Consider the following 26,802-nt stretch of genomic DNA (forward strand, 5'->3'; position numbering starts at 1 on the left):
GGTCAGTCTTCGAGAAAGTCCAGAAACGAGGCCAGGAAACAGTCCCAGACGGCATTACCGGGAAGTGGGACGTGATTGGCTGAGTCCAAAACCACCAGTTCAGAGTTCGGAATGCCCGCCGCCAGCTTTTGCGCCTGGGTCAGGGGATGCACCGCGTCGTTTCTGGAGTGGATGATAAGGGTCGGGCATTGGACCCTTTGCAACAGGTGCAACACCGATGCCTCGTTGATCGCATCTCTCAGCTTCAGCATGGTTTCCGGCGAACACGACTTTTGCATCATATCGACCAATTCATGCACCGACTCCAATGGGCCTTCGGGAAAGTATGTAGTCATGAAAGCGGTGGCAAACGCGCCCAATGGTTCGTTCCACCCTTCTTCGATCAGCGCGCGCATGAGTTCAGGACGTTGTCGCTGAGCCCTCAGCGATCGTCCCTCTGCGTAACCGCCTATGATCACAAGTTTTTCCAGCATCTCCGGATATTTTGCAGCGAAATGGATCGCTGGCAGCGCGCCTCCAGATTCCGAGTACATCGCAAACCGTTCGAACCCGGCGGCCTCGGCGACCAGTTTCGCCTCGTCTGCAATTGCGCCAAAACTGATCTCGACCGGAACCCGGTCGGATTGTCCTGATCCCAGGTTGTCGAAACGCAGCAGCCGGTGGCGCGCCCGAACGGCGTCGATGAGCCTCCGTTCCGGTTGGTTCTCCCATTCGTGGTGAATGTCCCGTGTCAGGAGAACTCCCATGGCCATCACAGGTGAGCCGCTCCCGGTGACAGAGAAAGCCAGTCGTTGACCATGCTCGTTTCGAGTGAACCGGATGCGTTGAATATCATCTGTTTGATAGGAAACGGGCTGCAGGTTGTGTGCCGCGTCGCCAATTTCGACTTTGGGAACAAGCATCACGCCTGTCCCATGAACGGTACGGATAACTTTCTGATCTTTGCCGGTGTCACCAACCGCTTTTCGCGCCGCAGCAATGCGCGCGCTGACTGCGGAATCTGAGATGAAGCGGCCCTGCCAAACCGCATCGACCAATTCGTCACGTGTGACAACCCGGTTGGGGTGCTGAAGCAGCAACAGGAGGAGTTGGAACACCTGCGGCTCGATATTCTGTCTGAGTCCGGCGCACGTCAGAACACGCTGGCCCGTATCCAGAACACAATCTGCAAAAGAGTACCGCATGGATGAATAAGACACCAGAGCAGGGCCTTACTCAAGCTTTCGCGACATATCTAAAGGAAATCCAAGGGAAATCTAAGGCTGGTCTTCAAGCGCTTGCTTCGGTGCAATGGCAAGATAGGGCATCACAGTTGGAGAGAACCGATGATGCTGCCGACCGATACGAACCTACTCCGTCATGCACAGCCGCCACGCACATCGCTGCCGGAGATTTCCGCCCCGGATATCCCGAGAGCTGCCATCCAGGTGTTGTTTCGGCGGTTGAAGTCCAACCTGGCTGCCAATTTTCGGATCAGGAAGCGCGCTTGATTCCCATTACTCGCGCCCTGGCCCGAGGGTCGCTGTCGAACAGGGCAGCCAATTGCTCGGTCATGGCTCCTGCTAACTGCTCCACATCGGTGATCGTCACAGCGCGGTCATAGTAGCGCGTCACGTCATGGCCGATGCCGATTGCCAACAATTCCACGATCTTGCGCTTTTCGACCATGGCGATCACGTCGCGCAGGTGCTTTTCCAGATAGTTTGCCGGGTTCACGCTGAGGGTTGAATCGTCTACCGGTGCGCCATCCGAGATCACCATCAGAATCTTTCGTTGTTCACGTCGGGCGACCATCCTGCGATGCGCCCATTCCAGCGCCTCACCGTCGATGTTTTCCTTCAGCAGCCCCTCTTTCATCATCAGGCCCAGATTGGGCCGGGCTCTCCGCCAAGGCGCATCAGCGCCCTTGTAGATGATATGACGCAGATCATTCAGACGCCCCGGTGTCTGCGGGCGTCCGTCAGCCAACCATTGCTCGCGCGCTTGCCCGCCCTTCCAGGCCCGGGTCGTAAAACCGAGGATCTCTACCTTGACGTCGCAGCGTTCCAGCGTTCGGGCAAGAACATCGGCGCAGATTGCGGCGATCGAAATCGGCCGGCCGCGCATTGATCCGGAGTTATCCAGAAGCAGCGTCACGATGGTGTCTCGGAACTCGGTGTCTTTTTCTACCTTGAAGCTGAGCGGTGTGGTCGGATTGGCAACAACCCGGGCCAACCGTCCGGCATCAAGAATACCCTCTTCGCGGTCGAACTCCCAACTGCGGTTCTGCTGCGCCTGCAGCCGACGCTGCAATTTGTTGGCCAGTCGACTCACCGCGCCTTTCAGGGGCTCGAGCTGTTGGTCCAAGTAGGCACGCAGCCTTTCAAGTTCGGCCGGTTCAGCCAGATCTTCTGCCGAGATCTCTTCGTCATGGGTGTCCAAATAGACGCGGTAATCCGGATCAGCTTCTGACGGCGGGGGTGGCGAGGGCGGGTCGAGGGGGGCTTCACCATCGGGCATGTCCATCTCGTCGCCCATCTCGTCGTCAGACATCTCGTCCATCGTGACCTGAGCCTGCGCCTGATCGGTCTGCTGTTCCTGCGACTGCTCGGGATCGGCTTCGGTCTGTTCGTCCTCGGAATCGTCCTGACCGGTGCTGTCCGGATCGGACTGCTCTTCGGCATCTTCTTCGGCCTGATCTTCCTGATCGTCGTCGAATTGATCGGGATCGTCGCCCAGCTGATCCCCGTAGCCCAGATCGGTAATAACCTGCCGCGTGAAGCGGGCGAACTCGGCTTGATCCGAGAGGATATCCTGCAAGTGGTCCAGGGTGCCGCCGGCCTGCTCCTCGATGAACCCACGCCACAGTTCCATAACATTGGCAGCCGCAGGCGGAAGATCGCGGCCACTGGCAAGATGCCGGATCAGATACCCGGCCGCCACAGGAAGCGGTGCCTCAGATGCTTCCTTGCACTGGTCATAGCCGCGCCGAATGGCCTCGTGCGAGATCTTGACGTCGATATTGCTGGCAGTGCCCGGCATATCGCGCGCGCCCATTGCCTCGCAACGCGCAGTTTCCATCGCCTCGTACAGATCCCGCGCCATGTCGCCCGGCGGGGCATAGCGGTTATGGATACCCTCGTCATGGTACTTGCGCTGCATGGCCAGGGCGTCGGCTGTTCCGCGTGCCAGCAACACTTCTTCGCGGGACATCCTTCGGCTGACCTGAGGCAGCCGCATGGTGTCGCCGGACATGCCAGAGGGATCGACGGTGTAGTTCACCGTCAGTTCCGGGTCTTCGGCCATGACCTTGGTGGCCTCGGCCAAGGCCTTCTTGAAAGGATCGGCGGGGTTGTCGTTCTTTTGTGCCATGTTTCCCATCCTTCCCCGATGCTAGACGTGTCGGGCCGCCCGGATCAATCTGTGCCCATGTCTGTCCCGGTTTATTTCCGGTCTGCTTATCCCCGATAATGCGTTGTTCGGCAGGTGGCGCCGATGGGGAAGATCCGCGCCCAAAACGGGCGCAGACTTTGATCAGGCCAAGGCCACGCTCGCTGCGCTTTCGGGCAGTTCTTCATCAAAGCAGCGCTGGTAGAACTCGGCCACGGTCTGGCGTTCCAGCTCATCACACTTGTTGAGGAAGGACAGACGGAAGGCGTAGCCAACGTCGCGGAAGATCTCGGCGTTCTGGGCCCAGTTGATCACCGTTCGTGGGCTCATCACCGTCGACAGATCACCGGCCATGAACGCGGTCCGGGTCAGGTCGGCAACCGTAACCATCTGGCTGACAATCTTGCGGCCTTTCTCGGTGTTGTAATGCGGCGCCTTGGAGAGGACGATCATGGTTTCGGCGTCATGGCTGAGATAGTTCAGCGTCGAGACCAGAGACCAGCGGTCCATCTGGGCCTGGTTGATCTGCTGAACCCCGTGATAAAGCCCAGTCGTGTCGCCCAGACCAACGGTGTTCGCCGTTGCAAACAGGCGGAAATTCGGGTTCGGCGTGATGATTTCATTCTGATCGAGCAGGGTCAGCTTGCCGTCATGTTCAAGAACCCGCTGGATCACAAACATCACATCGGCACGACCGGCATCATACTCGTCGAAGACGATGGCGACCGGGTTGCGCAGAGCCCAAGGCAGGATGCCTTCGTGGAACTCGGTGACCTGCTTGCCGTCACGCAGTTTGATCGCATCCTTGCCGATCAGGTCGATCCGGCTGATATGGCTGTCGAGGTTGACGCGCACGGCCGGCCAGTTCAACCGGGCCGCGACCTGTTCGATATGAGTCGACTTACCAGTGCCGTGATAGCCCTGAATCATGACGCGGCGGTTATGTGCAAAACCGGCCAGGATCGCCAGTGTCGTTTCCGGGTCGAACTTGTAGGTGTGGTCGATTGCTGGCACCCGTTCGGTCACCTCGGCAAAGCCCTTTACGGTCATCGGAGTGTCGATGCCGAATACTTCGCGGACCGAGATTTCCTCGGTGGGTTTTGCGTTCATATCGATGGATCCGTCAGCCATGCCTGTCGTCCTTGTCATTCGTATGGACCCCGGTTCCGGGGCAACCCGGGTGTCGTGCAACATAATGCGGACAAGAGCAAGGGGAAGGCAGCGGATTTGCCTTCATTCGGGCGCGTCGGATCATCCCGTTGGGAGCAAGGCCCAAGCGCGTTGAATGACAATGTTGCAAGATCACCTGCCGGAGTTATCATGTCGGTATTCATTTATTTCAGGGAGATCTATTCCGATGAAGCTGTCAGAACTATTCTGTATCGGCGCCTTGGGTCTGTTGGGAACAGGCGCGATGGCGCAAGACAAGCCGCTGAATTTCCTTATCATCTGGGGCGACGATGTCGGCTATTGGAACATCAGCGCCTACAATCAGGGCATGATGGGCTATGAAACCCCCAACATCGACCGGATCGCAAACGACGGCATGCTGTTCACCCACGGCTATGGTGAACAGTCCTGCACGGCCGGACGCGCCTCGTTTATCATGGGGCAGTCCGGGTTCCGCACGGGCCTGCTGAAGGTCGGCCTGCCGGGGGCCAAGGAGGGCATGTCTGAAAAGGATCCGACCATTGCGGAATATATGAAGTCCAAAGGCTATATGACCGGGCAGTATGGCAAGAACCATCTGGGTGACCTCGACAGTATGCTGCCGACAAACCACGGATTCGACGAGTTTTTCGGCAACCTCTATCATCTCAACGCCGAGGAAGAGCCTGAGAACGTCGACTATCCCAAAGACCCCGCCTTCCGCGAGAACTTTGGGCCGCGGGGAGTTATCAGGTCTTCTGCTGATGGCAGTGTTGAAGACACGGGACCGTTAACACGCAAACGCATGGAAACGATCGACGAAGAGGTGACTGCCGGGGCGCTGGATTTCATGGATCGCGCGGTTGAACAGGAGAAACCATTTTTCCTGTGGTACAACACCACTCGAATGCACATCTTCACGCATCTGAAGGAAGAAAGCCAAGGCGTAACCGGGCTTGGTGTTTATCCTGATGGCATGGTCGAACATGACGGTATGGTGGGTCAGATGCTCGACAAGCTGGACGAGCTTGGCATCGCCGACAACACAGTGGTGATGTATTCCACCGATAACGGTGCCGAGGTGTTCTCATGGCCCGATGGTGGCACAACTCCGTTCCGGGGCGAGAAAAATGACAATTGGGAAGGCGGCTTCCGAGTCCCGATGATGATCAAATGGCCAGGTGTCATCGAACCGGGTCGCAAATCAAATCAGATCATCAGTCATCTCGACTGGTTTCCAACGTTCATGTCGGCGCTTGGCGATGAGGACATGAAAGAGCGGATGCTGACCGAGGCGCCGTTTGGCGAGGGCAACGAGCCGGTTCATCTCGATGGTTATGACTTCATGCCATATTTCCGAGGGGAGACGGAAGAAGGACCACGCCGCGAGTTTCTATACTTTTCGGATGGCGGCGATCTTATGAATCTACGCTATGATCGCTGGAAAGTGATTTTCGCTGAACAGCGCGAGCATGGATTCAACGTCTGGCAAGAACCGCTGACGTTCCTGAGGTTGCCGAAAATCATGGACCTCTATTCCGACCCGTTCGAGCGGGCCGATCACGAGGCCATAGGTTATTCGAAATGGCGACTTGACCGAACTTATCTGTTGGTCCCCGCCCAGGCTTTCGTGGCGCAGTTTTTGGGTACGTTCAAAGATTACCCACCCCGCCAGAAACCGGCGAGCTTCTCGATCGATCAGGTGCTTGAAAGCCTGCAACGCAATCAGGGCGGCTGAGGCACCATACGAAAACGCAGAAGGGCGCCCATGCGGCGCCCTTTTTTGTTAATCGGTATAAGAGATTACTTGAAGTTCCTGCTGTCCTTGATCTGGTCCCACGCCCAGACCACTTCCTGCAACTGTTCTTCCTGGCTGCGGTCACCGCCATTCATGTCCGGGTGCAGAACTTTGATCAGTTTTTTGTATGCCTTGCGAACTTCGGCCTTGGTCCAGTTGTCCTTGGCTTCAAGGATTTCAATGGCACGACGTTCGGTGGGGGGCAGACGACGGCCGCTGCCGCCGGTTGCTCGTCCCGGGTTCTGGGTTGCATTGGCTCCAAGAACCTGATGCGGGTCCTCAATTCCGAGACGAGCCCATGCGCGGGCTTCGGGGTCGCCCATCGGTTTGGTTTCCCGTTCCCAGACCTTGTCCTTTGATCGCTGTGCGTTCATTTCGGCCTCGGTGGTGCCGTCGAAGAAATTCCACTTCTGATTGTATTCGCGCACATGCTGCTGGCAGAACCAGAAAAAGTCATCCAACACATCCGGCGCCTTTGGCGCGCGGAACTTTCCCGGTTCCTCGCATCCCTCGTGCTCACAAAGCCGCACCGAAGTTTCCGAGGCTCCTGACATACCGCGGCGACCACGCGGGTTTTTCTTCTTTGCAGAAGAGACCGACATGTCGAAACCGAAAGGATCTGATTTGCTCATACTGGAAACCCTTGTTACGCATCTTTCCGACTCGGAGGCAGCAGTTTAATCTAAGCGGCGGCAGATAGAAGAGGGGGCGGCAGAAATTTTTTGTCGCTGGGCAGAATGACCATCAGAGAAACCATCTACACCCGTTTGCAAGAGGCGTTCGATCCCCGCGAACTGGACGTCGTGGATGACAGCGAAAGCCATCGGGGACATTCCGGTTATCGGGGCGAGGGCGGAGAAAGCCATTTCAATGTTCGGATTCGGGCGGATGCCTTTGCCGGACAGACCCGCGTGGCGCGCCACCGCGCTGTCCACAATGCGTTGGGTGATCTGGTTCCGCGCATTCATGCGCTGGCGTTGGATATCGACGTCTAGAACGAGGTCCTAGCTTTTGTCGGTTTTGTCCTGATCGGGATCATCCGAATCGTCCGATGCGTCGTCGCTCCTGGATCTCCGGCGGAAGGTCGGCTGCACGTCCTCGGTCTGTTCCGGGTCGTCGGTCTCGTCGGTGCCTTCCGTGGTGTTCTCGGGTTCTTCGAGTTCGGGCGCGTCCTGATCCGAATGTATAGGTGGTTCGTCCACGGACTCGGAGATTGGAGCCGGTGCTGCAACAGCCGGCAGTTCGGCCAACGGCTCGGGCAGGTCGATCACCTCGGGCGAGAAATCCTCGACAGTGTCGATCGCTCGGCGAAAGATCAGCACGTTGCGCCAGTTGGTTGCCGAGCCGGTCAGGCCGGTGCGTTCGTCGCTGGGCAGCAGTTCGGCCCGTTGATACTCCCACCCTTCGGCGCCCATCTTGTTGAGAAGGTTTTCAATCGACAGTGAAAACCGCGCTTCGGGCGTTTTGACCTTTCTGGCCTTGGTCCCTTTCTGTGGGGCAGGAACAACTTTGTATTCGTATCGGGGCATCAGCGGTCTCCGGTTGCCCCTGTGGTGTAACAAAGGCCGTTGAAACGGAAAAGGCCCCGCATCATTGCGGGGCCATAATCGGGTGTGCTTGGGGTCAGAGGCCCAGCTTGGCCGAAACGATCTGGTTCACGGCTTTCGGGTTGGCCTTGCCGCCCGTGGCTTTCATGACCTGACCAACGAACCAGCCGGCCAGCTTCGGGTTCACCTTGGCCTTTTCGACCTGAGCCGGGTTGTCGGCAATGATTTGATCAACCGCCGCTTCGATTGCACCGGTGTCGGTGACCTGTTTCATTCCACGTGCTTCGACGATCTCGCTTGGGTCGCCGCCTTCGGTGTACACGATTTCGAACAGGTCCTTGGCGATCTTGCCCGAAATGTCCCCTTTGGCAATCAGGTCGATGATGCCACCGAGCTGATCAGGTGAGACCGGCGATTCGGTGATATCGTGATCTTCCTTTTTCAGCCTACCAAAAAGCTCGTTAATCACCCAGTTGGCCGTGATCTTGCCATCGCGGCCGGAACCGCCATTGACCACAGTCTCGAAGTAACCCGCCGCTTCCACCTCGGCGGTCAACACCGACGCGTCATAGTCGGTCAGCCCGAAATCGCCAATAAAACGCGCTTTCTTTTCATCCGGGAGTTCCGGAAGGCGGGCGGCGATATCATCGACCCATGCCTGTTCGATCTCGAGCGGCAGCAGGTCCGGATCCGGGAAGTAACGGTAGTCATGCGCCTCTTCCTTGGATCGCATCGACCGGGTCTCGCCCTTGTCCGGATCGTAGAGCCGTGTTTCTTGTTCGACTTCTCCCCCGGCTTCGACAATCGCAATCTGGCGTCGCGCCTCGACCTCGATCGCCTGCTGAATGAACCGCATCGAGTTCATGTTCTTGATTTCACAGCGGGTTCCGAGATGTGAGAAATCCTGGGTTTCCATATACTTCTCATAGGCGCCCGGCTGACAGATCGACACGTTTACGTCGGCGCGCAAGTTGCCGTTCTGCATGTTGCCGTCACATGTGCCCAGATAACGCATGATCTGGCGAATTTTGGCGATGTATGCAGCGGCTTCTTCCGGGCCGCGTATATCGGGGCGACTGACGATTTCCATCAGACAAACGCCGGTGCGGTTCAGGTCCACAAAGGACATGTTCGGATCCATGTCATGGATCGACTTGCCAGCGTCCTGCTCCATGTGGATGCGTTCGATGCGCACCCTGCGCGCAGTGCCATCACCCATTTCAACCAACACTTCACCTTCGCCCACAATCGGGTGGTAAAGCTGCGAAATCTGGTAGCCCTGTGGCAGGTCGGGATAGAAGTAGTTCTTGCGGTCAAAAGCTGACTTCAGATTGATCTCGGCTTTCAGGCCCAGTCCGGTGCGTACGGCTTGTTCTACGCAGAACTCATTGATCACCGGCAGCATGCCCGGCATCGCGGCGTCCACGAAAGCAACGTTCGAGTTGGGTTCGGCCCCGAACCGGGTCGAAGCTCCGGAAAACAGCTTCGCATTCGATGAAACCTGCGCGTGCACTTCCATACCAATCACCAATTCCCAGTCGTGCTTGGCACCGGCAATTGTCTTGGGTGTGGGCGTTTCGAAAGTCAGGTCCAGCATCTTGTGCGCCTCTTGTTCCGCGGGTCGTTCGGCCCGCGTTCTAGGCCACTGCCGCAGGCGGGGCAAGAGCAAGCAGGTAACGTCACCGCGCTGGACAAGACATGTTTAAGATAATGCCGATGCGTCGCGCATCCGCACGGGAGGGCGAATTACCAGTTTTCCTGGCTACCCGATCGCCTCGACCTGCGGTCCGTTGGCGGTGAACGTCACCCGGCGGCCCCGGGTGATCTCGTCATGGAAGAGATCGGCAATAACCTGCAGGGCGTCGGCGCGACCTCGCGCAGCGAAGCGGCTGGGTGACGTGATGCGGGTGTTGTTGTCGAACCCGTCAGCGGCATGTGCCCAGATCATGGGGTGCAACTCGGTCAGGTGATCGCGGATCAGCCAGTCCGCGCATTCGGCGATCTGCATCCGCGGCAGGTCGGCATCCTGGCTCATTCCCAGCCCGTTGCGCAGAGCAACGGCGCAATAGGCGGCCAGAAGGTTGATCATCTCCTGTTCCGGGCGTCGTTTGGCAATGTCCTTCAAGCCATCCACGAAAAAGTCTACGTCGATCCGTGCACAGGCGTCCTCGTCCATGGCAATGGCGTCGAAACAAACCCAAGTGTAGGCGCCATTGCCCCAGATATCCTGTGTGCGCGCGGCAGTTCGGCGAGCTTCCAGCTCGAGGTCCTGATAGCTGCCAAACCAGCGCGGCAACATATGGTTGCCAAAGGCGCGCATATGCCGATGGTTATGTGGATCAAGGTCGATGAGCCGTTCATAGTCATTTGCGATGCGGTGCGCGGGATCGGACCGAGAGGTCAGCAAAGCACAACAAGCGGCGCCGACAAGCGGGCTGTCCATCTCGTCACCGCTATAGGGGGCGAGTAGGGCCTTGGCGCGATCAAAATGGGCAGCGCAACGGCCGCGATTGAACTTCGGAACGATTGTATCCCAACCAGTCCCGCGCCAGGCCCAGGCAATATCAATATGCGCAAGCGCAACGATGAGCGAGATATAGGCATCGCCACGATACTCCGCTCTTACGGCTTCCAACCCCATGATTCCATCGATCAACGGGGCATCTTTGGATGGGCGCCCGTCGATCAGGGCGTGCTCTACAGCGTGGACCACATCTGCGCGTGCGCCATAGGCCAGCAACTCCGCCACCGGCATCCCGCCCGGTGTCTTGCTGCGGGCAATATCAGCAGCCCGGATCTCGTCGGCCAGTTCTCTCCATCGGTCTTGCCTGGCCAGGAACTGCCCGCGATCCTGGTGAGTCCGGCAGATCCGGTCGTCCTTGGTGAATTCAACTATTGGGATGCTCAGGTGATCTTCGGGCCTGGGTCGCGACGGATCCGGCGCGGGCGCTGGCAGAGCAAGTTGCACGGCCGGTGCCGGCAAACTGAGCAACGGCAGGCGCGCAATAATCTGGGCCAGAGCGTGACGGGCGCGATGGAGCATGGGTGCGGCTCGATGATTTGTTGTTATTCGATAGAGAAACTGCCGGATCTTTTGGGCGCAATCATGGCGTTGCTAAGGAGTTTCAGGACGCCAATTGGGATTTTTGCGTGACACCGATGCTGATCGGTCTGACTTTGGTTCAGAATACAAGGAAATGATGCCGCTCCGTTCGCACTGCTTGGGCATTCAGCTCGGTCTCGAAACGGCGATGGGGTGGCAGAGCCGGGTCGGGGATCCGTATTTTGTGCCCCGAAGCCAGAAAGATGGTTGCCCGAACCGAGAGATCCCAACGTGTGTCCAACCGAACGTGATCGATCCCGCTCAACGCAATCTGATCGCTGCGCGGCCCGGTCCAGCTTAGCATGGTGTCGTTCAATTCCAGCCGCCAGACAGGGTTTGATACAAAATCCCACAGTGCGGGGAGCCCCGGCAGTGCCAGAAAGACCAGTATCCAATCTGCCGCCTGCAACGTGAGCCGCAGCACGACCAGCCCTCCATAGTAAACTGCGATCAGAGTTGCAGCCCGGGCGGAACGACCCTGACGGACATGATGAAAGGGTACGGTCAACTTACGCCAGCCCGAACGCCATGCGTTGTGTGAGCTGTTCGTCCCCGATCAGGCATTTCGAATACGAGTGATCATTTCGGTTGTGTCACGGCTGAGATCGGGTGTTGCCGCAATCCGGTCAAGCTGTTCGGAAATCAATGCCTGCCGGTCGGCGTCATAGCGCCTCCAGCTCTGGAATGGTGTGCACATGCGCGCGGTTGTCTGGGGGTTCAGCGGGTCTAGCGCAATCAGATGATCGGCAAGCAGTTGATATCCAGCCCCGCTGGAATGATGGAACCCGGCATGGTTCATTGCCAGGGCTCCCATTACAGCACGGAACCGGTTTGGGTTCTTCATGTCAAATAGCGGGTGGCGGGTCAGCTTTTCGGCTTTGGCTGCTGCTTTTGCGGGCGCTGCACATGCGATTTGCAGGGCAAACCATTTGTCCATGACCAGCCTGTCTTCTTGCCACTGCTCAAAGAATGCCTGGGTCTGTGCGATCCCGCGATCAATTGTGAGCAGACATGTAAGTGCCGCGTTCTGCTGGGTCATGTTGTCCGCGTCTTCGTACTGGCGCCGCGCCTGATCTCCGCCATCGAGACGAGACAACAGAGAAAGAATCCGGAAATTCAGGGCCCGCTTGCCGGATCCAACGGCATCGGGTTGATACTGACCTTCGATTGTGGTGTCGGCATAAAGACGCGGCAAGCTGTCCGACAGCGTCTGAGCCAGTGTCTGGGCGAAGGTTTCCGCAGCTTCATGAATCGCTTGCGGGTCCGGAATGACGCTGCGGTCATGCAGGGTCTGTGCCAGATCCGACTGGCTGGGCGGTTGGAGCACAAGTGCACGAAAGGCCGGATCCTGTGTGTCATCACGCACAAGCTTTTGGAGGGCATCGAGGTAATCCGCATCCGGCGCCGCGCCCGTTGTGATCATTGCCAGCCGGGTTTCCTTGGCCAAAGCGTTGCCGGCTTCCCACCGGTTGAACGGATCCGTGTCATGCGCCAGCAGGAAGGCGCGTTCCGCATTGTCGCTGTCGCGCTCCAGGATTACCGGGGCGGAAAACTCCCGAAGAATCGAAGGCACCGGCCGCGCCGACAACCCTTCGAAGCGGAAGGACTGGGTGGTCTCTGTCATCTCAAGCAGCGTGGTTTCCTGCACTTCGTCGCCATTTGGCCCAAGAAGGCCGACAGCGATCGGCAGCACCTGTGGCTTGGGATCAGGGGTGTTGGCGCTGGGGGGAGTCATTTGGCGGAAGGTCAGTGTATAGGTGCCGTGCGACCAGGCTTCGTACACGTTTAGCCGGGGCGTTCCGGCCTGCTCGTACCAGCGCTTGAACTGTGAGAGGTCACGGCCGGTCGCCTGTTCGAAAACCTTTAGCCAGTCTTCGATCGTGCACGCTTGCCCGTCATGGCGCTCGAAATAGAGATCCAGAGCCTTGGAGTATCCTTCGGACCCCACCAACCGCTTCAACATGCCAATCAGTTCTGCGCCTTTTTCGTAGACCGTGGCCGTGTAGAAATTGTTGATCTCCTGAAAACTGTCGGGGCGCACCGGATGCGCCAGCGGGCCATTGTCTTCTGGAAATTGGCGCGCGCGCAGGTCGATCACGTCCGAAATCCGCTTGACCGGCGCCGACCGCATATCTGCAGTGAACTCGGCATCGCGGAACACGGTCAGCCCTTCCTTCAGGCACAGTTGAAACCAGTCGCGGCAGGTGATCCTGTTGCCGGTCCAATTGTGAAAATACTCGTGCGCAATGATTGCTTCGATACGTTCGAAATTCGCGTCTGTCGAGGTTTCGGGACTAGCGAGCACGCAAGAGGAATTGAAGATGTTCAATCCCTTGTTCTCCATCGCGCCCATATTGAAATCGTCCACGGCGACAATGTTGAAGATGTCGAGATCATATTCGCGGCCATAGACTTCTTCATCCCATGACATCGATTTCTTGAGCGCGTCCATTCCGAAGCCGCATTTCCCCTCGTCGCCGGGTCGCACCCAGATGTTGAGGTCCACCTCTTTTCCCGATCTGGTGGTGAACCGGTCAGGGTGGTTCACAAGATCACCTGCCACCAAGGCAAAAAGATAAGCCGGTTTTGGCCAGGGGTCGTGCCAGATAGCGTAGCCGTCGCCTTGCTCGGTCGGGTTTCCGTTCGACAGCAAAACGGGTTGGGGGCCGTTGATCCGAACCGTGAAGGTGGACATTACGTCCGGTCGGTCCGGATAATAGGTTATCTTGCGAAAACCTTCTGCCTCGCATTGTGTGCAATACATGCTGTTCGACATGTAGAGACCTTCGAGTGCGGTGTTATTGGCCGGGTCGATTTCCACTTCGGCTTCCCACACAAACGGAGTTGGCGGTACATCGCAGATCAAGCCACCGTCCACCATTTCAGGAGAAACAGGTTCCCCATCGATCGCGGCCCGGATCAGGTCGAGATTTTCTCCGTGCAAAAAGAAACGCTGTTCGCTTGCTTCGGGATTGGGTCGGAACTCGATACGCGATTTGACCCGCGTTGCGTTGGGCGCAAGGTCAAAGGTCAAGTCGACACTGTCCACGAAATAGCCAAACGGGCTGTAGTCCTTGAGGTAGATTGTCGTGGGGGCAGGGTCGCGCATCATGGGGCCTCGTCTGGTTTTGTCTCGCGGCGACGTTAGAAACTTCGCAGACCCGCCGCAAGCAGAGCAGTGAGGCGGACTCCGGATAAGATGTTCGGCACAACGATCACGCGTGTGATGTATCGGTTTGACCATCAATTCGGTGAGAAAACGGGCGATCCGCACGTTTGATCCGAAGAAGGTGTTTCGCGTACTTGTGGTGTAATCGGGATCATTCAGACCGGAAATCCATATTATTCTTCCTGTAGTTTCAAGAATGAAAAACAGCGAACTCGGCGCCTTGATCTTTGCGTGGGGTAGGCCGCAAGTTCGACTGCTTTGCGAGCCGGAAATTGGACGGACTTCGGGGGTTTCTGATTGTTAATGAATTGAAAGAAAACAGAAAAGCTGGGCCTCACTGGTCCGAGGAACAGTGCTGAAACAAGCTAAAGCACCCTCTCTATAACCGAAGTTGCCCGTCACCGGTGTCTGCACTCTACCGACTGGAAAGGACAGGATCTCACACCGGTTTCTACCGGTTTGGCGCAAGATGCGGTAAGAGCAGTGGCTCGTGTTCAGGCGGTCCGATGCAGTTGAACGCTACGTCACTTATGGTGCACATGGAGGCAGCGAGGGGCCGATCCTCTCGTGTAGCCCCGGCGAAACCGGGGGCAGATGAAAGGGAACCGGAATGGCACTGTCACTCAGACGCGCACGCACAATCATTCGCAAAACGTTGGAAAAAGGTCGAGAGATGGACCTGAAACCACTGTCCGTCGTGGTGTTGGATGCAGGTGGCCACGTGATTGCCTTCGAACGCGAGGACGGCGCAGCGCCCGGACGGTTCGCGATTGCCCACGGTAAGGCTTATGGCTCGGTCATGCTGGGAATGGCTGGCACCGCACAGATGGCGCGGGCCGAGCAGCAGGCCTATTTCATGTCCGCGATGAACGGCGTTTTTGGAGGGCAGGTGGTACCGGTTCCCGGTGGGATCCTGCTGCGCGACCGCAAAGGTGCCGTGATCGGCGCGGTCGGTGTAACCGGTGATACATCTGACAATGATGCCGTGGCGGCGATGTCGGGTGTCGAGGCCACCGGACTGAACGGAGAAGCGTAGCTTTGCCAGCCACAGGCCGCTTGGCCTGTGCATTTCTGAACAACCGGATGCGCCCTGATTGAGCCTGCCGCCCGTTGCCGCTCTGGCATGCGGGCAGTAATCTGCCCGAAATCATCTTTCCGGGGTAAACATGGCGCGTCCTATCGTCGGCATTATCGGCAATTCTTACCTGCTTAACGATCAGTACCCGACCCATGCTGGCGGGACGATGAACTCGGATGCGGTGGCCAATGTGTCAGGCTGCCTGCCGCTGCTTATCCCTGCCGACCCGCGATATGTCAGTGTCGAGGAGCTACTGGACACCTGTGACGGGTTTCTGTTGACGGGCGGGCGGCCAAATGTGCATCCGGCCGAGTATGGTGAGGCCGAAACCGAGGCCCATGGAGAGTTTGACCGGGCCCGGGATGCGATTACGCTACCGCTGGTTAGATCCTGCGTGGAGCGAGGGCAGCCATTCCTTGGAATTTGCAGAGGTTTCCAAGAGGTCAATGTCGCAATGGGCGGCACACTGTATCCCGAAATTCGGGACCTGCCGGGGCGGATGAACCATCGGATGCCCCCTGATGGCACCTTGGAAGAAAAGTTCGCTTTGCGGCATTGCGTGCGTTTTGATGACGGCGGAGAGTTCCACAGGCTTTTTGGTGCAAGCGAGGTGATGACAAACACCTTGCATGGTCAGGGTATCAAGTCAGCCGGTGCCCGTATCGTTATCGAAGGGCATGCGCCGGACGGCACGCCCGAGGCCATTCGGGTGGCCGACGCAGTGGGCTTCACACTTGCGGTGCAATGGCACCCGGAATGGGATGCAGCTAACGATCCCGTTTCGCGCCCATTGTTCGAAGCGTTCGGGGCCGCCGTCAAGGATTGGGCCGGACGCAAAACTGATCCGGTGCTGCGGTCAGTGATTTAACGCCTGCAAAGCGATCGGGGGAATTGACCTTGGTTTTTTGCAATATTGGCGGTGCTGCGCCCCCAGTTTAGGAGCTAGGCGGCCAATACACGGCTTTCGTGCGAACGAAGGCAAAGGCGCGCGGTCGGGCCAAATCCGCCTTCGTGGCTGCGGAGCTCTGGGAACAGAGCGAACATTTCCTCTCGTCCGGGGTCGGACAATGCGCCGAGTGCCTGACCGCCGGGATAGAAGCTCTCGGTTGCGGCACCGTTGGCATAAACGATTTCATGCCTGTCGAACATCAGATGGAGATAGGTGACTTCGCCGCCTTCAAGTTGGCTGACCGCCGGATGGTCGAGCAGATGGCGTGCCGCGACCAGAACTTCGCGGTCGCCAAACAGAAGTTGTGCTCGCGAGCCGCTCCAGAGCAACCGGTGTTGCGGCGAAACCAGCAATGGCGCTTCGGCACCGTCCAAAAGTGAGGTGCCCACTCGAATCGGTGCAAAGCGACCCTCGGCTTGAACGGTTCTGCTGCCGACCCAACGCAAAGGCTGCAATCCGCTGTCCCGCGTGACAATGAGGTCGCCGGGCTGCAGATCTTCCACAGGGCGCGACCCGCCTGCTGTCTGGATCAACGTGCCGGGCGTGAAACAGATAATGTTTTCGATGTTGTCGAAGGTAACCAACGTGCCGTCGTATAGCTCGACCGTGCCGCTTTTTTCATCGGGTTGGTCAACTGTCAGGTTCAGCGTGCTGAGATCGGCAACACCACCGAAATCCAGCGTGTCTCCGTCGGTTTCACCGTTCTCGTTTCCGGTGATCGAGATGCCAGCAGTGCCGGCTTCGGCAAGATCGGCCAGCCTGATGTAGTCGTCGCCACCGCCGCCCCGAATGTCGTCGCCCTGGGCAGCAATAATCGTATCGGCCCCACCGCCGCCGCGCACTTGGTCTGCCCCAGTCCCGCCTTCGATGCTGTCGTCACCAGCATTGCCGCGAAGGGTATCATCGCCCGCGTCACCAAAAACCGTGTCATTGCCGGCCTGGCCCCGGATGTTGTCATCACCATCACCGCCCGAGATGCTGTCATCCCCGCCGATCGGCAGCAGTGGTTGGAAATAGATGTCACTGACCCAGATTGCCTGCGTGCCACTCAGGAGATTGCCGTAGACGATTTCAATCTCGGCAACAGGGCCAGCGATTTCGACAAGGACCGACCCATCTGCATCGGATTGCGATTCCGAGGCTTGACCCGCAGTGATCGTGTTGCCGGAGACGGTATCGGCATTGGGCCCAGAGCTTGAAGGTGTCAGCGTGACCGTGACTGCTGCTCCGTCGGCGTCGTAGGCATTGACGGTAACCTGATCCTCGTGGTTTCCGGACGCCCAGTCGATGTCATTGATGCGGAAGGTGACATTCGCCACTTCGTCCTGAAGATCGGCGTTTGCGTTGGCGGCAAAGTTGATTGTCGTGGTCGACGTCGCCCCGTCGCCGCTACCATAGAGATACAGGGCCGAGTGGTCCGAATGCGCGTCACCGTCGCGATAGATCTCGTCGGTTGTCTCGACACGGTATTCGGGGCTGTTGTTGCCGTCGTCGTTGAAGCTGACCGAGACATCCATACCACCAGTGGTCTGGGTAAACCCGGCGCTCAGATCGGTGCCGTCCACACCTTCGGCAAACCAGTTCAGAGACTCGGTTTCGCTATAGAAATCATCGAGTTCATCAAGGAACACCGCATCGCCCCAGATGACGTCGTTGCCGTCGCCCCCATCCACGGTGTCGTCGCCGGAGCCTGCAACAACCAGGTCATCCCCCAGTCCGCTCTCGATGGAATCGTCGCCGGTCAGACCTAGAACTGTGTCGTCATTGCCGTCAGGTCCACCGCCCTCACCGCTGTCGACAGAATTTCCGTTTATGTCAGAATAGCTGCCGTCGATCGTATCGCCGGCGATGGTTCCCAGAACTACATTGTCATCGGCAAAGAATGGTGCGGAAACGGTTTCGGCGCTTGTGACCGTGGTGACGGGGCCGAGGTCGGGAATAAAGTAAACATTTCCGTCCAGCGCCAGATAGTATTCACCGGTTTCGGTTTCATTGTAATAGTTTGTTGTGCCAACCGTTCCGGTAAAGGCCCACTCTCCGCTGCCCAGCGACTGATCTGTGGTGAACGAAGTCCAGGTGGCACCGATGGCGTCTTCGGCGCCCAGCGTGTTTCCTGTTCCCAATGTCACCAAATAGCCGAATGGCATGGTTTCTCGTCCTCATTTCCGGCTCTTCTGACCGGTGATCAAGCGGCCCAAATGGACCGCCTCATCCTGAGAAGTAACGGTGCTGCGCGGCGGCAGTTGGGAGGGAATGAGGAGGGGGCGTGGCCATTGTTGGCCGTATTGCCACAATTCGCTGGGTTGGCCCGGGATCGTTTCCGTCCGGAACATGTGGGTCAGGACGCCGCCACAACCTGCAGCAGCGCCCCGTTGGCTTGATCAGACCAGAAGGTCGAAATCATGCATCAGTGGCAGGCGCCTTGGTCGCTTTCCGGTCAGGTCGAACAGCGCATTTGCCAGAGCCGGCGCGGCCGGAGGCGTGCCCGGTTCGCCCGCGCCGCCCATATGTTCCTGCACCTGCAGGATTGCGACTTCTGTTTGCGGCATAGTGTGCATGCGAATGGCATCATAGTCCGGGAAGTTGCCCTGTTCGACCGCACCTCCGGCAAAGGTGATTTCGCCGAAACACGCAGCAGACAGGCCATAGACCATTCCGCCAAATAGTTGTGCCTTGATGTTTTCGGGATCAAGTGCAAGACCAAGGTCGGCCGCGATCCATGCCTTGCTGATACGGATCGAGCCGTCTTCCTCAATGACCTCGATCACCTCGGCGACCGGTGTGCCGAAGCTATAGCTCATGGCGACACCGCGCCCGACCCCTTGGGATGTTTTGCCGGTCCAACTGGACATGTCGCGGACGGTTTCCAGAACCTTTGCCGCAGGTTCCCATTCTGCTCGTGCCAGTTCCAGCCGGAAATCCAGCGGGTCTTGGTTTGCGGCATGGGCCATTTCGTCGATGAAGCTCTCATTGAAGAACCCGTTGAAGGAATTTCCGACCGACCGCCATGATCCCACGGGCAAGTCCATTTCCGCGATGTAGCCCCGGGTGCGGTAGTTCGGAATGGCGTATGGCTGGTTGTAAGCGCCTTCGACATGGACCTTGTCCGGGCCGCCGCCCTCGATCCCCATCATGCGTTTCAAGGATGACCGGATCACAGATTGCGCCGCGATCTGCCCGTCTAGGGACAGCGCTTTGCCATCTCTTACGGCCCCCTTGAACCGGGCAATTGCGCCGGGGCGGAACATGTCATGGCGCATGTCTTCTTCGCGAGACCACGTGACCTGAATTGGCGTGCCCTGCATGGCAGTGGCGACTTTCGCAGCGATCACGGCATAGTCAAACTCCAACCGTCGACCATATCCACCACCAAGATAGGTCACATTGAAGTCCACAGCGTCCGGATCGAGCCCGGCAGCCTCGGCGCATTTTGAACGGGCGTAGGTTGGCGCCTGATTTCCACACCAGACCTGCAGCCGATCTCCGTCGTGCAAAGCGGTTGCGTTCATCGGCTCCATTGTTGCATGGGCCAGATAGGGGACCGAGTATTCGGCATCTATCAGGGTTGCACCTTCGGGCAACGCATCGACGTCGCCATCGTCCCGCATCGTCGAATTGACCTCTCCATCGAACGCTGCAACGATGGTATTGAAAATCCGGTCTGTTTCGGGCGGGTAGGGGGCGTCACCCCATTCGAATGTGATTGCCTCGAGCGCCTGCATGGCGATCCAGGTGTTGTTGGCAACAACAGCCACACCGCCACCGAGATCAATGATCCTCTCGACTCCGGGTATCGCCTCAGCCTCCGAAGAGTCGTACCCGGTCATGGCGCCACCCAGATTCGGGTTCATCTTGACCGACGCAAACTTCATTCCCGGCAGGCGCACATCGATACCGAACTCAGCTGTCCCCGTGACCTTTTCGACCATGTCGATCCGGGGCTGGTTGCGGCCCAGCAACGTCCACTCGGACGCCGGCCGCAAATCGGCTTCGATCGGCGCAATGTCCGCTGCCTCACGGGCCAGGTCGCCATAGGCGATCTCGGTTCCGTCGGGGGCGATCACCTTGCCCTTGGCTGTATTCAACTGCTCGCGCTTGATTCCAAACCGTCGTGCTGCGGCCTCTTTTAGGGTTTCGCGGGCAGATGCGCCGGCTTCTCGCATGCGGTGATAACCGTCTTTCATAGAAGATGAGCCGCCGGTCATCTGCATGTCGAGAACCCTGCCGAGGTGACCCAGCGTGTCACCCAGCCGGTGCTGGAAGGCAGATCTGTCATAGCCCTTGCCGGGAAGAGCCTCTCCGACCAGCGCGCTGTTGTAATAGGCTTTTGCGGCGGGGCCATGCAGAACGGTGACCTGGTCCAACTCCACATCCAGTTCTTCGGCAATCAATGCAGCCCATGTTGTACTGACGCCCTGACCCATTTCGGAGCGTGGCGCAATCAATGTGATTTGTTTGTCCGAGATCATTACGAACGGGTTGAAAACGGCTTCGCCATCGCCAGCGATCAGTGGGTTCGGAGCGGGTCGTGCCACCTGCCATGCGCCAAATGCGACGCCGCCGACAAGGGCCGCCGATCCGATCAAAAAGCTGCGGCGGGCAATTTTTCCAAAGCGGGATTTCTTTTCGGGACGGGACATCGATCAAACCTCCTGCAAACGCGATGCGGCGGAATGGATGGCCGCCCGGATCCGCGGATAGGTGCCGCAGCGGCACAGATTGCCCTGCATGGCCTCGTCGATCTGGGTGTCGCTCGGTTTTGGGGTTTCGGCCAGCAGTGCAGCGGCTTGCATGATCTGCCCGGATTGGCAGTATCCGCACTGTGCGACCTGATGATCGACCCATGCCTGCTGCAAGGTCGAAAGCGTTTCGGGTGTGCCGATGCCTTCAATCGTCGTGACGTCCCCCCAGACATCCGAAAGGTTCACTTGGCAGGAACGGACGGCTTCCCCTTCAATTTGTACTGTGCAGGCCCCGCAGGCCGCGACGCCGCAACCGAATTTGGTTCCGGTCAGGCCGATTTCATCTCTCAGAACCCATAGCAGTGGGACATCGTCAGGTAGATCAACTTTGTGCAGTTTGCCGTTGATGGTGAGATCTGTGGACATGGCTGCCTCCCGGTTGCTTGTCGTTTTGACATAAATAGTAACTTTTGTCAGTGTGTCAATTGACATTTTGATAAAAAAGTGTCAATCCTTCAGGAATGAGCAGAATGAACCAAGATATTAACGAACCAGCGGAGGCGGGGCCGGCGAACCTGAGCAACGATCCGAAGCAGGAAACAATCTTGCTGTCCGCCTGGACGGCCTTTTCAACCTATGGATTTCGCAAGACATCGATGGACGACATCGCGCGCGGTGCTGGGATGTCGCGCCCGGCGCTTTATCTGCATTACCGCAACAAGGAAGACATCTTTCGGTCGCTGGTTCAGTACTATTATGATGAGGGCACGGTCCGATTGGCAGAGGCCCTAAAGGCCGAAGGAACGCCGCAAGATGTCTTTGCTGCGGCCTTTCATGCGCAGGGTGGAGCGACCGTCGAAGCCATGCTGACCTCTCCTCATGGAATGGAGTTGCTGGATACCGGGGCTACGATTTCGGGGGATCTCAACGTTGCCGGCGAGGCTCGGTTTGTTCAGATTTATGCTGATTGGCTATCAAAGCAGGCGGCGCAGGGACAGGTCAAACTGTCTGGTCCAGCCGATGAGATTTCGGCAACCATCACATCTGCCCTCAAGGGGATAAAGACGACGGCCGCCAACTACGATGAGTATCGGACCCGTGTGGACCAGCTGGCGCAACTTGTCGGGGCAGGCTTGCTGCCGCGCTGAGTCGCTGAATGACCTGCCCACTACCTGCCACTCCATCTGACCAAATCGCGCATTCCGAACCTGCGGGTATTTACATTCGCCAAATTCTCCACCATTAAATTCAGACATACGAATGTGTTTGTTTTGTCCCGGAGAAAACGCCGTGCCGAATTTTATGATGCCAAGCCCGTTGTCGATGATGTCCATGCTTGTGGCAGGTGCCTCAATGTTTCCTGCCTTTGCCAGCCAGGACATCCCGGATCAGTATCCGCAATCCGAGCTTTATTCGAAACCGGTCGAGGTCATTCCGCACGTGTTCTCAGCGATCGGCGCAACAGCACCGCCCACCTATGAGAATGCCGGACACAACAACAATCTGTCGTTCATTGTAACGGATGAAGGCGTTGTTGTGATCAACTCGGGCGCGTCGTCCCGCTTGGCCGCGGCCTTGCATGATGAAATCCGAAAAGTCACTGACCAGCCTGTCGTTCTGGTGATCAATGAGAATGGTCAAGGTCATGCCATGCTGGGAAATGGATACTGGCGCGATCGGGGCGTTGATATTCTGGCTCATGCAGATGCGATCGCCGAGACCACGGAAAATGGGGATTTCATCTTTCAAGGTATGCAGTCCTACAACCGGGAGCGGGCCGAGGGCAGCCGGGTGGAACATGCCAACCTGTCTTTTGACGACGAGTATGCGCTGACTCTCGGAGGGGTTGAGATCCGGGTACTGCATCTTGGCCCTGCTCATGATCCGGGGGACACTCAGGTGTGGATCCCACAATGGAGCATCATGATTGCCGGCGACATCGCCTTTCATGAGCGGATGCCGCCGATCTTTGAACACACCTGCACCAGTTGCTGGATCGAAACATGGGAAACCGGGCTTGAGCCGCTGAAGGCAACTTACGTGATCCCCGGTCACGGCCATCCGACCAACATGGCGCAGGTGCGGCGCTATACCGTGGAGTATCTGAAAGATCTCCGCGCTAAGGTCGGCGCACATATCGAAGATGGCGGCGATCTGGCCGGGGCATACTATGTCGATCAGTCGCAATGGTCCCATCTGGACACGTTTGAAGAACTGGCCACCAAGAATGCGGGCCGGGTGTTTGAAGAGATGGAGTGGGAATGAAACATGGGCGTTTTTGCTAGCCCGGTAAAAAAGCCGCAGGTGCTGGGCCGGAGGTTCTCTTGAGGCGGTTAGACCTGCCGCCGCTTTGGCTGCTGGGCTGCATCGTATTGGCCTGGTTGCAGGCCACGTATTTCCCCATGCGCTTCACATTTGGCGGATATTGGGCCGATTTCACTGGCGGCCTTCTGGTTGGCGGCGGGGTCATTCTGATGGTTCTTGCCGTCGTCGAAATGCGCCGTCAAAAGACCACGATCCATCCCCACGAAGATCCGCAACAGCTTGTGCAGACAGGAATTTTCAAGCGTTCCCGCAACCCGATCTATCTGGGCGACGTAATGGTTCTGGCGGGCTTTATCCTGCGCTTCGATGCAGTCCTGTCCCTGCATTTGATACCAGTTTTTACCTGGGTTCTGGAACGACGCTTCATCGTACCCGAAGAGAACAGGTTGCGGCGTATCTTCAGGGCAGATTTTGCACGGTACGAAATGAAAACGAGACGCTGGCTTTGACATCTTAGGGCGTCTTGGATGCCGCACCCGGGTATGCTGCACTTGCGAAATTGTCGTTCACGAGATAGGACCGAAAAGTTACAAACTGTACCACACTCGCGCGGAGAGACCGGGCGTCAAAGGGGGACAAGAAGGTTGAAGATAGGGACACCTAGAGAGACATTTTCGGGCGAGTCTCGCGTTGCGATGACGCCTGAGTCTGCGATTCAGTTGCAGAAGCTTGGCTATGAGTGCGCGATTGAGGCTGGGGCCGGAGCTGCTGCGGGTTTTTCGGACGCGGCTTATACGGCTGCCGGGGTTGAGATCATCAAGACGGCGGCGGGTCTTTGGAAGGCTTCGGACATCATTGCGAAGGTGCGTCAGCCGAACGAGACGGAGCTGAAGCGTCTGACGAAGGAAAAGACGCTGATTTCGTTCTTCAACCCTGCTGGCAACGAGCCTGGCATGGAGGCGGCGAAGGCGAAGGGGGCCAACGTGATCGCCATGGAGATGGTTCCCCGGATCAGCCGGGCCCAGAAGATGGACGCGCTGTCGTCGATGGCGAACATTGCGGGTTACCGGGCGGTGATCGAGGCCGGGAACAATTTCGGCCGGTTCTTCACGGGCCAGATCACGGCGGCGGGCAAGGTCCCACCGGCCAAGGTTCTGGTTGTCGGCGCCGGGGTTGCGGGTCTTGCCGCGATCGGCACCTCGACCAGTCTCGGTGCGATCACCTATGCGTTCGACGTGCGCCCCGAAGTGGCCGAGCAGGTTGAGTCGATGGGGGCCGAGTTCGTCTATCTCGACTTCGAGGAAGAGCAGCAGGACGGCGCCTCGACCGGCGGCTATGCTTCGGTGCAGTCCGACGAGTTCCGCGAAGCGCAGCTGGCCAAGTTCCGCGAGCTGGCGCCAGAAGTGGACATCGTGATCACTACGGCGCTGATCCCCAACCGCGAGGCGCCGGAGCTGTGGACCAAGGACATGGTCGAGGCGATGAAGCCGGGTTCGGTGATCGTCGATCTGGCGGCGGAGAAGGGCGGCAACTGCAAGCTGACCGTGGCTGACGAGAAGATCGTGACCGACAATGGCGTAACCATCATCGGCTATACCGACTTCCCGAGCCGGATGGCGGCACAGTCCTCGTCGCTTTACGCCACCAACATCCGCCACATGATGGCCGATCTGACGCCCGAGAAGGACGGTCAGATCAATCACGACATGGAAGATGACGTGATCCGCGGCGCCACGGTGACCTATCAGGGCGACATTACCTTCCCGCCACCGCCGCCCAAGGTGCAGGCGATCGCGGCGCAGCCCAAGCAAGAGGTCAAGGAACTGACGCCCGAAGAAAAGCGGGCGCAGGAGATTGCCGAGTTCAAGGCGCAGACCAAGCAGCAGGTGACCCTGCTGGCCATTGGCGGGGCGCTGATGCTGGGCGTTGGCCTTGTGGCCCCGGCCAGCTTCATGCAGCATTTCATCGTGTTCGTGCTGGCGGTCTTTGTCGGCTTCCAGGTGATCTGGGGCGTGGCACACAGCCTGCACACGCCGCTGATGGCGGTGACCAACGCGATCTCGTCGATCATCATCCTGGGTGCGCTCATGCAAATGGGATCGGGCTCGTTCCTGGTGATCCTCCTCGCCGCGCTTTCGGTCTTCATGGCCGGGATCAACATCTTTGGCGGCTTCCTCGTGACCCGGCGCATGCTCGCCATGTTCCAGAAATCCTGAAGGAGTAGAGGACAATGGACTTCGGATTTACGACTGCGGCCTATGTTGTCGCTGCTGTTCTCTTCATCCTGTCGCTGGGCGGCCTTTCGGGCCAGGAAAGCGCCAAGCGCGCTGTCTGGTACGGAATTGTCGGCATGGCGCTGGCGGTGTTTGCCACTCTGATCGGTCCCGGTGCAGGCCTGTGGTGGCTGTCGATCATCCTGATCGCGGCCGGTGGCATGATCGGCTATCAGCTGGCGTCGCGGGTCGAGATGACCCAGATGCCGGAACTGGTGGCCGGCATGCACGCGCTGGTCGGTCTGGCTGCCGTGTTCGTGGGCTTCAATGCCCATTTCGAACTGGGCAACGTCATGGCGATGGACGAGACCGCAAAGAAAGCGCTGGAAGGCTTTGCCGCGCTGCTGGCCAAGAAGGACAGCGTTGAGATCAACATCCTGCGGGTCGAGGCCTCGCTGGGCATCTGGATCGGGGCCGTGACCTTCACCGGTTCGGTGATTGCCTATGGCAAGCTCTCGGGCAAGGTGACCTCGGCGGCCACCAAGCTGCCTGGCGGCCATGTGCTGAACGCCAGTGCGGCCGCGCTGTCGCTGCTGTGCCTGATCTGGTACCTGAACTCGGGTAGCTTCTTTCCGCTGCTGATCCTGACCATCGCGGCGCTGTTCATCGGCTATCACCTGATCATGGGCATCGGTGGCGCCGACATGCCGGTGGTTGTCTCGATGCTCAACTCGTACTCGGGCTGGGCCGCGGCAGCGATCGGCTTCTCGCTTGGCAACGACCTGCTGATCGTGGTCGGTGCGCTGGTGGGCTCTTCGGGTGCGATCCTGTCTTACATCATGTGCAAGGCGATGAACCGCTCCTTCGTTTCTGTGATCCTCGGCGGCTTCGGCGGCGAGCAGGGGCCGCAGATGGAGGTCGAGGGCGAGCAGGTTGCGATCGAGACCGACGGCGTGGCCGCCGCGCTCAACGAGGCCGACAGCGTCATCATCATCCCCGGTTACGGCATGGCCGTGGCACAGGCGCAGGCTGCAGTCAGCGACCTGACCAAGAAGCTGCGCGCCAAGGGCAAGAATGTCCGTTTTGCCATCCACCCCGTCGCCGGGCGCCTGCCCGGACACATGAACGTGCTGCTGGCCGAAGCAAAAGTGCCCTACGACATCGTGATGGAGATGGACGAGATCAACGAGGACTTCCCGGAAACGGATGTCTCGATCGTCATCGGCTCGAACGACATCGTCAACCCGGCCGCACAGGACGACCCCAACTCACCCATCGCCGGCATGCCGGTGCTGGAATGCTGGAAGTCCAAGCAGGTCTTCGTGATGAAACGCGGGCAGGGAACCGGATATTCCGGCATCGAAAACCCCCTCTTCTTCAAGGAAAACACCCGCATGTTCTACGGAGACGCAAAAGCGTCGCTCGACAAACTGCTCCCAATGATCGAATGAAAATAATCATAATCACGTAAACAGGGGCC

At 58.3% G+C, this 26,802-nt stretch carries 21 protein-coding genes; 9 read left to right on the plus strand and 12 right to left on the minus strand.

The genetic code is table 11. The annotated features are described in order from the left end of the window. Positions 1 to 2 precede the first annotated feature (2 nt). The 3 genes from ACP15U_RS14020 to cobS all read right to left on the minus strand — a co-directional run bounded on the left by ACP15U_RS14020 (position 3) and on the right by cobS (position 4,500). The gene (locus tag ACP15U_RS14020) at positions 3 to 1,097 is read right to left on the minus strand and encodes an alpha/beta fold hydrolase (protein WP_425045765.1); all 1,095 of its coding nucleotides are present in this window, start codon (positions 1,095 to 1,097) and stop codon (positions 3 to 5) included. A gap of 376 nt (positions 1,098 to 1,473) precedes the next feature. Further along, positions 1,474 to 3,351: a cobaltochelatase subunit CobT gene (gene cobT / locus ACP15U_RS14025; protein ID WP_425045766.1), complete on the minus strand. Its 1,878-nt coding sequence runs from the start codon at positions 3,349 to 3,351 to the stop codon at positions 1,474 to 1,476. A 162-nt stretch (positions 3,352 to 3,513) separates the two neighbouring features. Continuing rightward, positions 3,514 to 4,500, minus strand: coding sequence for a cobaltochelatase subunit CobS (gene cobS, locus ACP15U_RS14030; protein ID WP_425045767.1), 987 nt, complete (start codon positions 4,498 to 4,500; stop codon positions 3,514 to 3,516). A 226-nt stretch (positions 4,501 to 4,726) separates the two neighbouring features. Between cobS and ACP15U_RS14035 the strand changes: the two genes are divergently transcribed. Beyond that, positions 4,727 to 6,256 (plus strand): arylsulfatase, encoded by a 1,530-nt coding sequence (locus ACP15U_RS14035; RefSeq protein ID WP_425045768.1) that lies wholly within the window; start codon positions 4,727 to 4,729, stop codon positions 6,254 to 6,256. Positions 6,257 to 6,321: 65 nt separating this feature from the next. Here the strand turns inward: ACP15U_RS14035 and ACP15U_RS14040 are convergent, their stop codons facing one another. Further along, positions 6,322 to 6,948 carry a DnaJ domain-containing protein gene (locus ACP15U_RS14040; protein ID WP_425045769.1) on the minus strand — a complete coding sequence of 209 codons (627 nt, stop codon included), beginning with the start codon at positions 6,946 to 6,948 and terminating at the stop codon, positions 6,322 to 6,324. Positions 6,949 to 7,053: 105 nt separating this feature from the next. Between ACP15U_RS14040 and ACP15U_RS14045 the strand changes: the two genes are divergently transcribed. After that, positions 7,054 to 7,311, plus strand: a complete 258-nt coding sequence (locus ACP15U_RS14045; protein ID WP_425045770.1) for a BolA family protein — start codon at positions 7,054 to 7,056, stop codon at positions 7,309 to 7,311. 9 nt (positions 7,312 to 7,320) lie between these two features. Here the strand turns inward: ACP15U_RS14045 and ACP15U_RS14050 are convergent, their stop codons facing one another. From ACP15U_RS14050 to pepN, 5 genes are all read right to left on the minus strand, one after another. Then, entirely contained in the window at positions 7,321 to 7,845 is a 525-nt protein-coding gene (locus ACP15U_RS14050) for a DUF4177 domain-containing protein (RefSeq protein ID WP_425045771.1), read from the minus strand. Between the two features lie 94 nt (positions 7,846 to 7,939). Further along, positions 7,940 to 9,460 carry an Asp-tRNA(Asn)/Glu-tRNA(Gln) amidotransferase subunit GatB gene (gene gatB, locus ACP15U_RS14055; protein WP_425045772.1) on the minus strand — a complete coding sequence of 507 codons (1,521 nt, stop codon included), beginning with the start codon at positions 9,458 to 9,460 and terminating at the stop codon, positions 7,940 to 7,942. Positions 9,461 to 9,625: 165 nt separating this feature from the next. Next, complete coding sequence (locus tag ACP15U_RS14060) at positions 9,626 to 10,906, minus strand: hypothetical protein (RefSeq protein WP_425045773.1); 1,281 nt, start codon at positions 10,904 to 10,906, stop codon at positions 9,626 to 9,628. A 139-nt stretch (positions 10,907 to 11,045) separates the two neighbouring features. After that, positions 11,046 to 11,474 (minus strand): hypothetical protein, encoded by a 429-nt coding sequence (locus ACP15U_RS14065; protein ID WP_425045774.1) that lies wholly within the window; start codon positions 11,472 to 11,474, stop codon positions 11,046 to 11,048. Positions 11,475 to 11,522: 48 nt separating this feature from the next. Then, positions 11,523 to 14,075 carry an aminopeptidase N gene (gene pepN, locus ACP15U_RS14070; protein ID WP_425045775.1) on the minus strand — a complete coding sequence of 851 codons (2,553 nt, stop codon included), beginning with the start codon at positions 14,073 to 14,075 and terminating at the stop codon, positions 11,523 to 11,525. Between the two features lie 670 nt (positions 14,076 to 14,745). On the opposite strand from pepN, the gene ACP15U_RS14075 reads away from it, so the two are divergent. Both ACP15U_RS14075 and ACP15U_RS14080 read left to right on the plus strand, forming a co-directional pair. Next, positions 14,746 to 15,171, plus strand: a complete 426-nt coding sequence (locus ACP15U_RS14075; protein WP_425045776.1) for a GlcG/HbpS family heme-binding protein — start codon at positions 14,746 to 14,748, stop codon at positions 15,169 to 15,171. Between the two features lie 130 nt (positions 15,172 to 15,301). Continuing rightward, positions 15,302 to 16,081, plus strand: a complete 780-nt coding sequence (locus ACP15U_RS14080; RefSeq protein WP_425045777.1) for a gamma-glutamyl-gamma-aminobutyrate hydrolase family protein — start codon at positions 15,302 to 15,304, stop codon at positions 16,079 to 16,081. Between the two features lie 74 nt (positions 16,082 to 16,155). Here the strand turns inward: ACP15U_RS14080 and ACP15U_RS14085 are convergent, their stop codons facing one another. The 3 genes from ACP15U_RS14085 to ACP15U_RS14095 all read right to left on the minus strand — a co-directional run bounded on the left by ACP15U_RS14085 (position 16,156) and on the right by ACP15U_RS14095 (position 21,270). Further along, positions 16,156 to 18,309, minus strand: coding sequence for a Hint domain-containing protein (locus ACP15U_RS14085; RefSeq protein ID WP_425045778.1), 2,154 nt, complete (start codon positions 18,307 to 18,309; stop codon positions 16,156 to 16,158). A gap of 234 nt (positions 18,310 to 18,543) precedes the next feature. Beyond that, positions 18,544 to 20,802 carry a molybdopterin cofactor-binding domain-containing protein gene (locus ACP15U_RS14090; protein ID WP_425045779.1) on the minus strand — a complete coding sequence of 753 codons (2,259 nt, stop codon included), beginning with the start codon at positions 20,800 to 20,802 and terminating at the stop codon, positions 18,544 to 18,546. Positions 20,803 to 20,805: 3 nt separating this feature from the next. Continuing rightward, the gene (locus ACP15U_RS14095) at positions 20,806 to 21,270 is read right to left on the minus strand and encodes a (2Fe-2S)-binding protein (protein WP_425045780.1); all 465 of its coding nucleotides are present in this window, start codon (positions 21,268 to 21,270) and stop codon (positions 20,806 to 20,808) included. 104 nt (positions 21,271 to 21,374) lie between these two features. On the opposite strand from ACP15U_RS14095, the gene ACP15U_RS14100 reads away from it, so the two are divergent. From ACP15U_RS14100 to ACP15U_RS14120, 5 genes are all read left to right on the plus strand, one after another. Next, positions 21,375 to 21,992 (plus strand): TetR/AcrR family transcriptional regulator, encoded by a 618-nt coding sequence (locus ACP15U_RS14100; protein WP_425045781.1) that lies wholly within the window; start codon positions 21,375 to 21,377, stop codon positions 21,990 to 21,992. Between the two features lie 178 nt (positions 21,993 to 22,170). Next, complete coding sequence (locus ACP15U_RS14105) at positions 22,171 to 23,109, plus strand: MBL fold metallo-hydrolase (RefSeq protein WP_425045795.1); 939 nt, start codon at positions 22,171 to 22,173, stop codon at positions 23,107 to 23,109. A 59-nt stretch (positions 23,110 to 23,168) separates the two neighbouring features. Then, on the plus strand, positions 23,169 to 23,618 hold the full coding sequence (locus tag ACP15U_RS14110) for a methyltransferase family protein (RefSeq protein WP_425045782.1): 450 nt from the start codon (positions 23,169 to 23,171) through the stop codon (positions 23,616 to 23,618). A 135-nt stretch (positions 23,619 to 23,753) separates the two neighbouring features. Then, on the plus strand, positions 23,754 to 25,325 hold the full coding sequence (locus ACP15U_RS14115) for a Re/Si-specific NAD(P)(+) transhydrogenase subunit alpha (RefSeq protein ID WP_425044984.1): 1,572 nt from the start codon (positions 23,754 to 23,756) through the stop codon (positions 25,323 to 25,325). Between the two features lie 14 nt (positions 25,326 to 25,339). Continuing rightward, positions 25,340 to 26,773, plus strand: coding sequence for an NAD(P)(+) transhydrogenase (Re/Si-specific) subunit beta (locus ACP15U_RS14120; protein ID WP_425044675.1), 1,434 nt, complete (start codon positions 25,340 to 25,342; stop codon positions 26,771 to 26,773). Positions 26,774 to 26,802 lie beyond the last annotated feature (29 nt).

This window comes from Primorskyibacter sp. S87, assembly GCF_049801055.1.
Taxonomy (GTDB): domain Bacteria; phylum Pseudomonadota; class Alphaproteobacteria; order Rhodobacterales; family Rhodobacteraceae; genus JBNAGF01.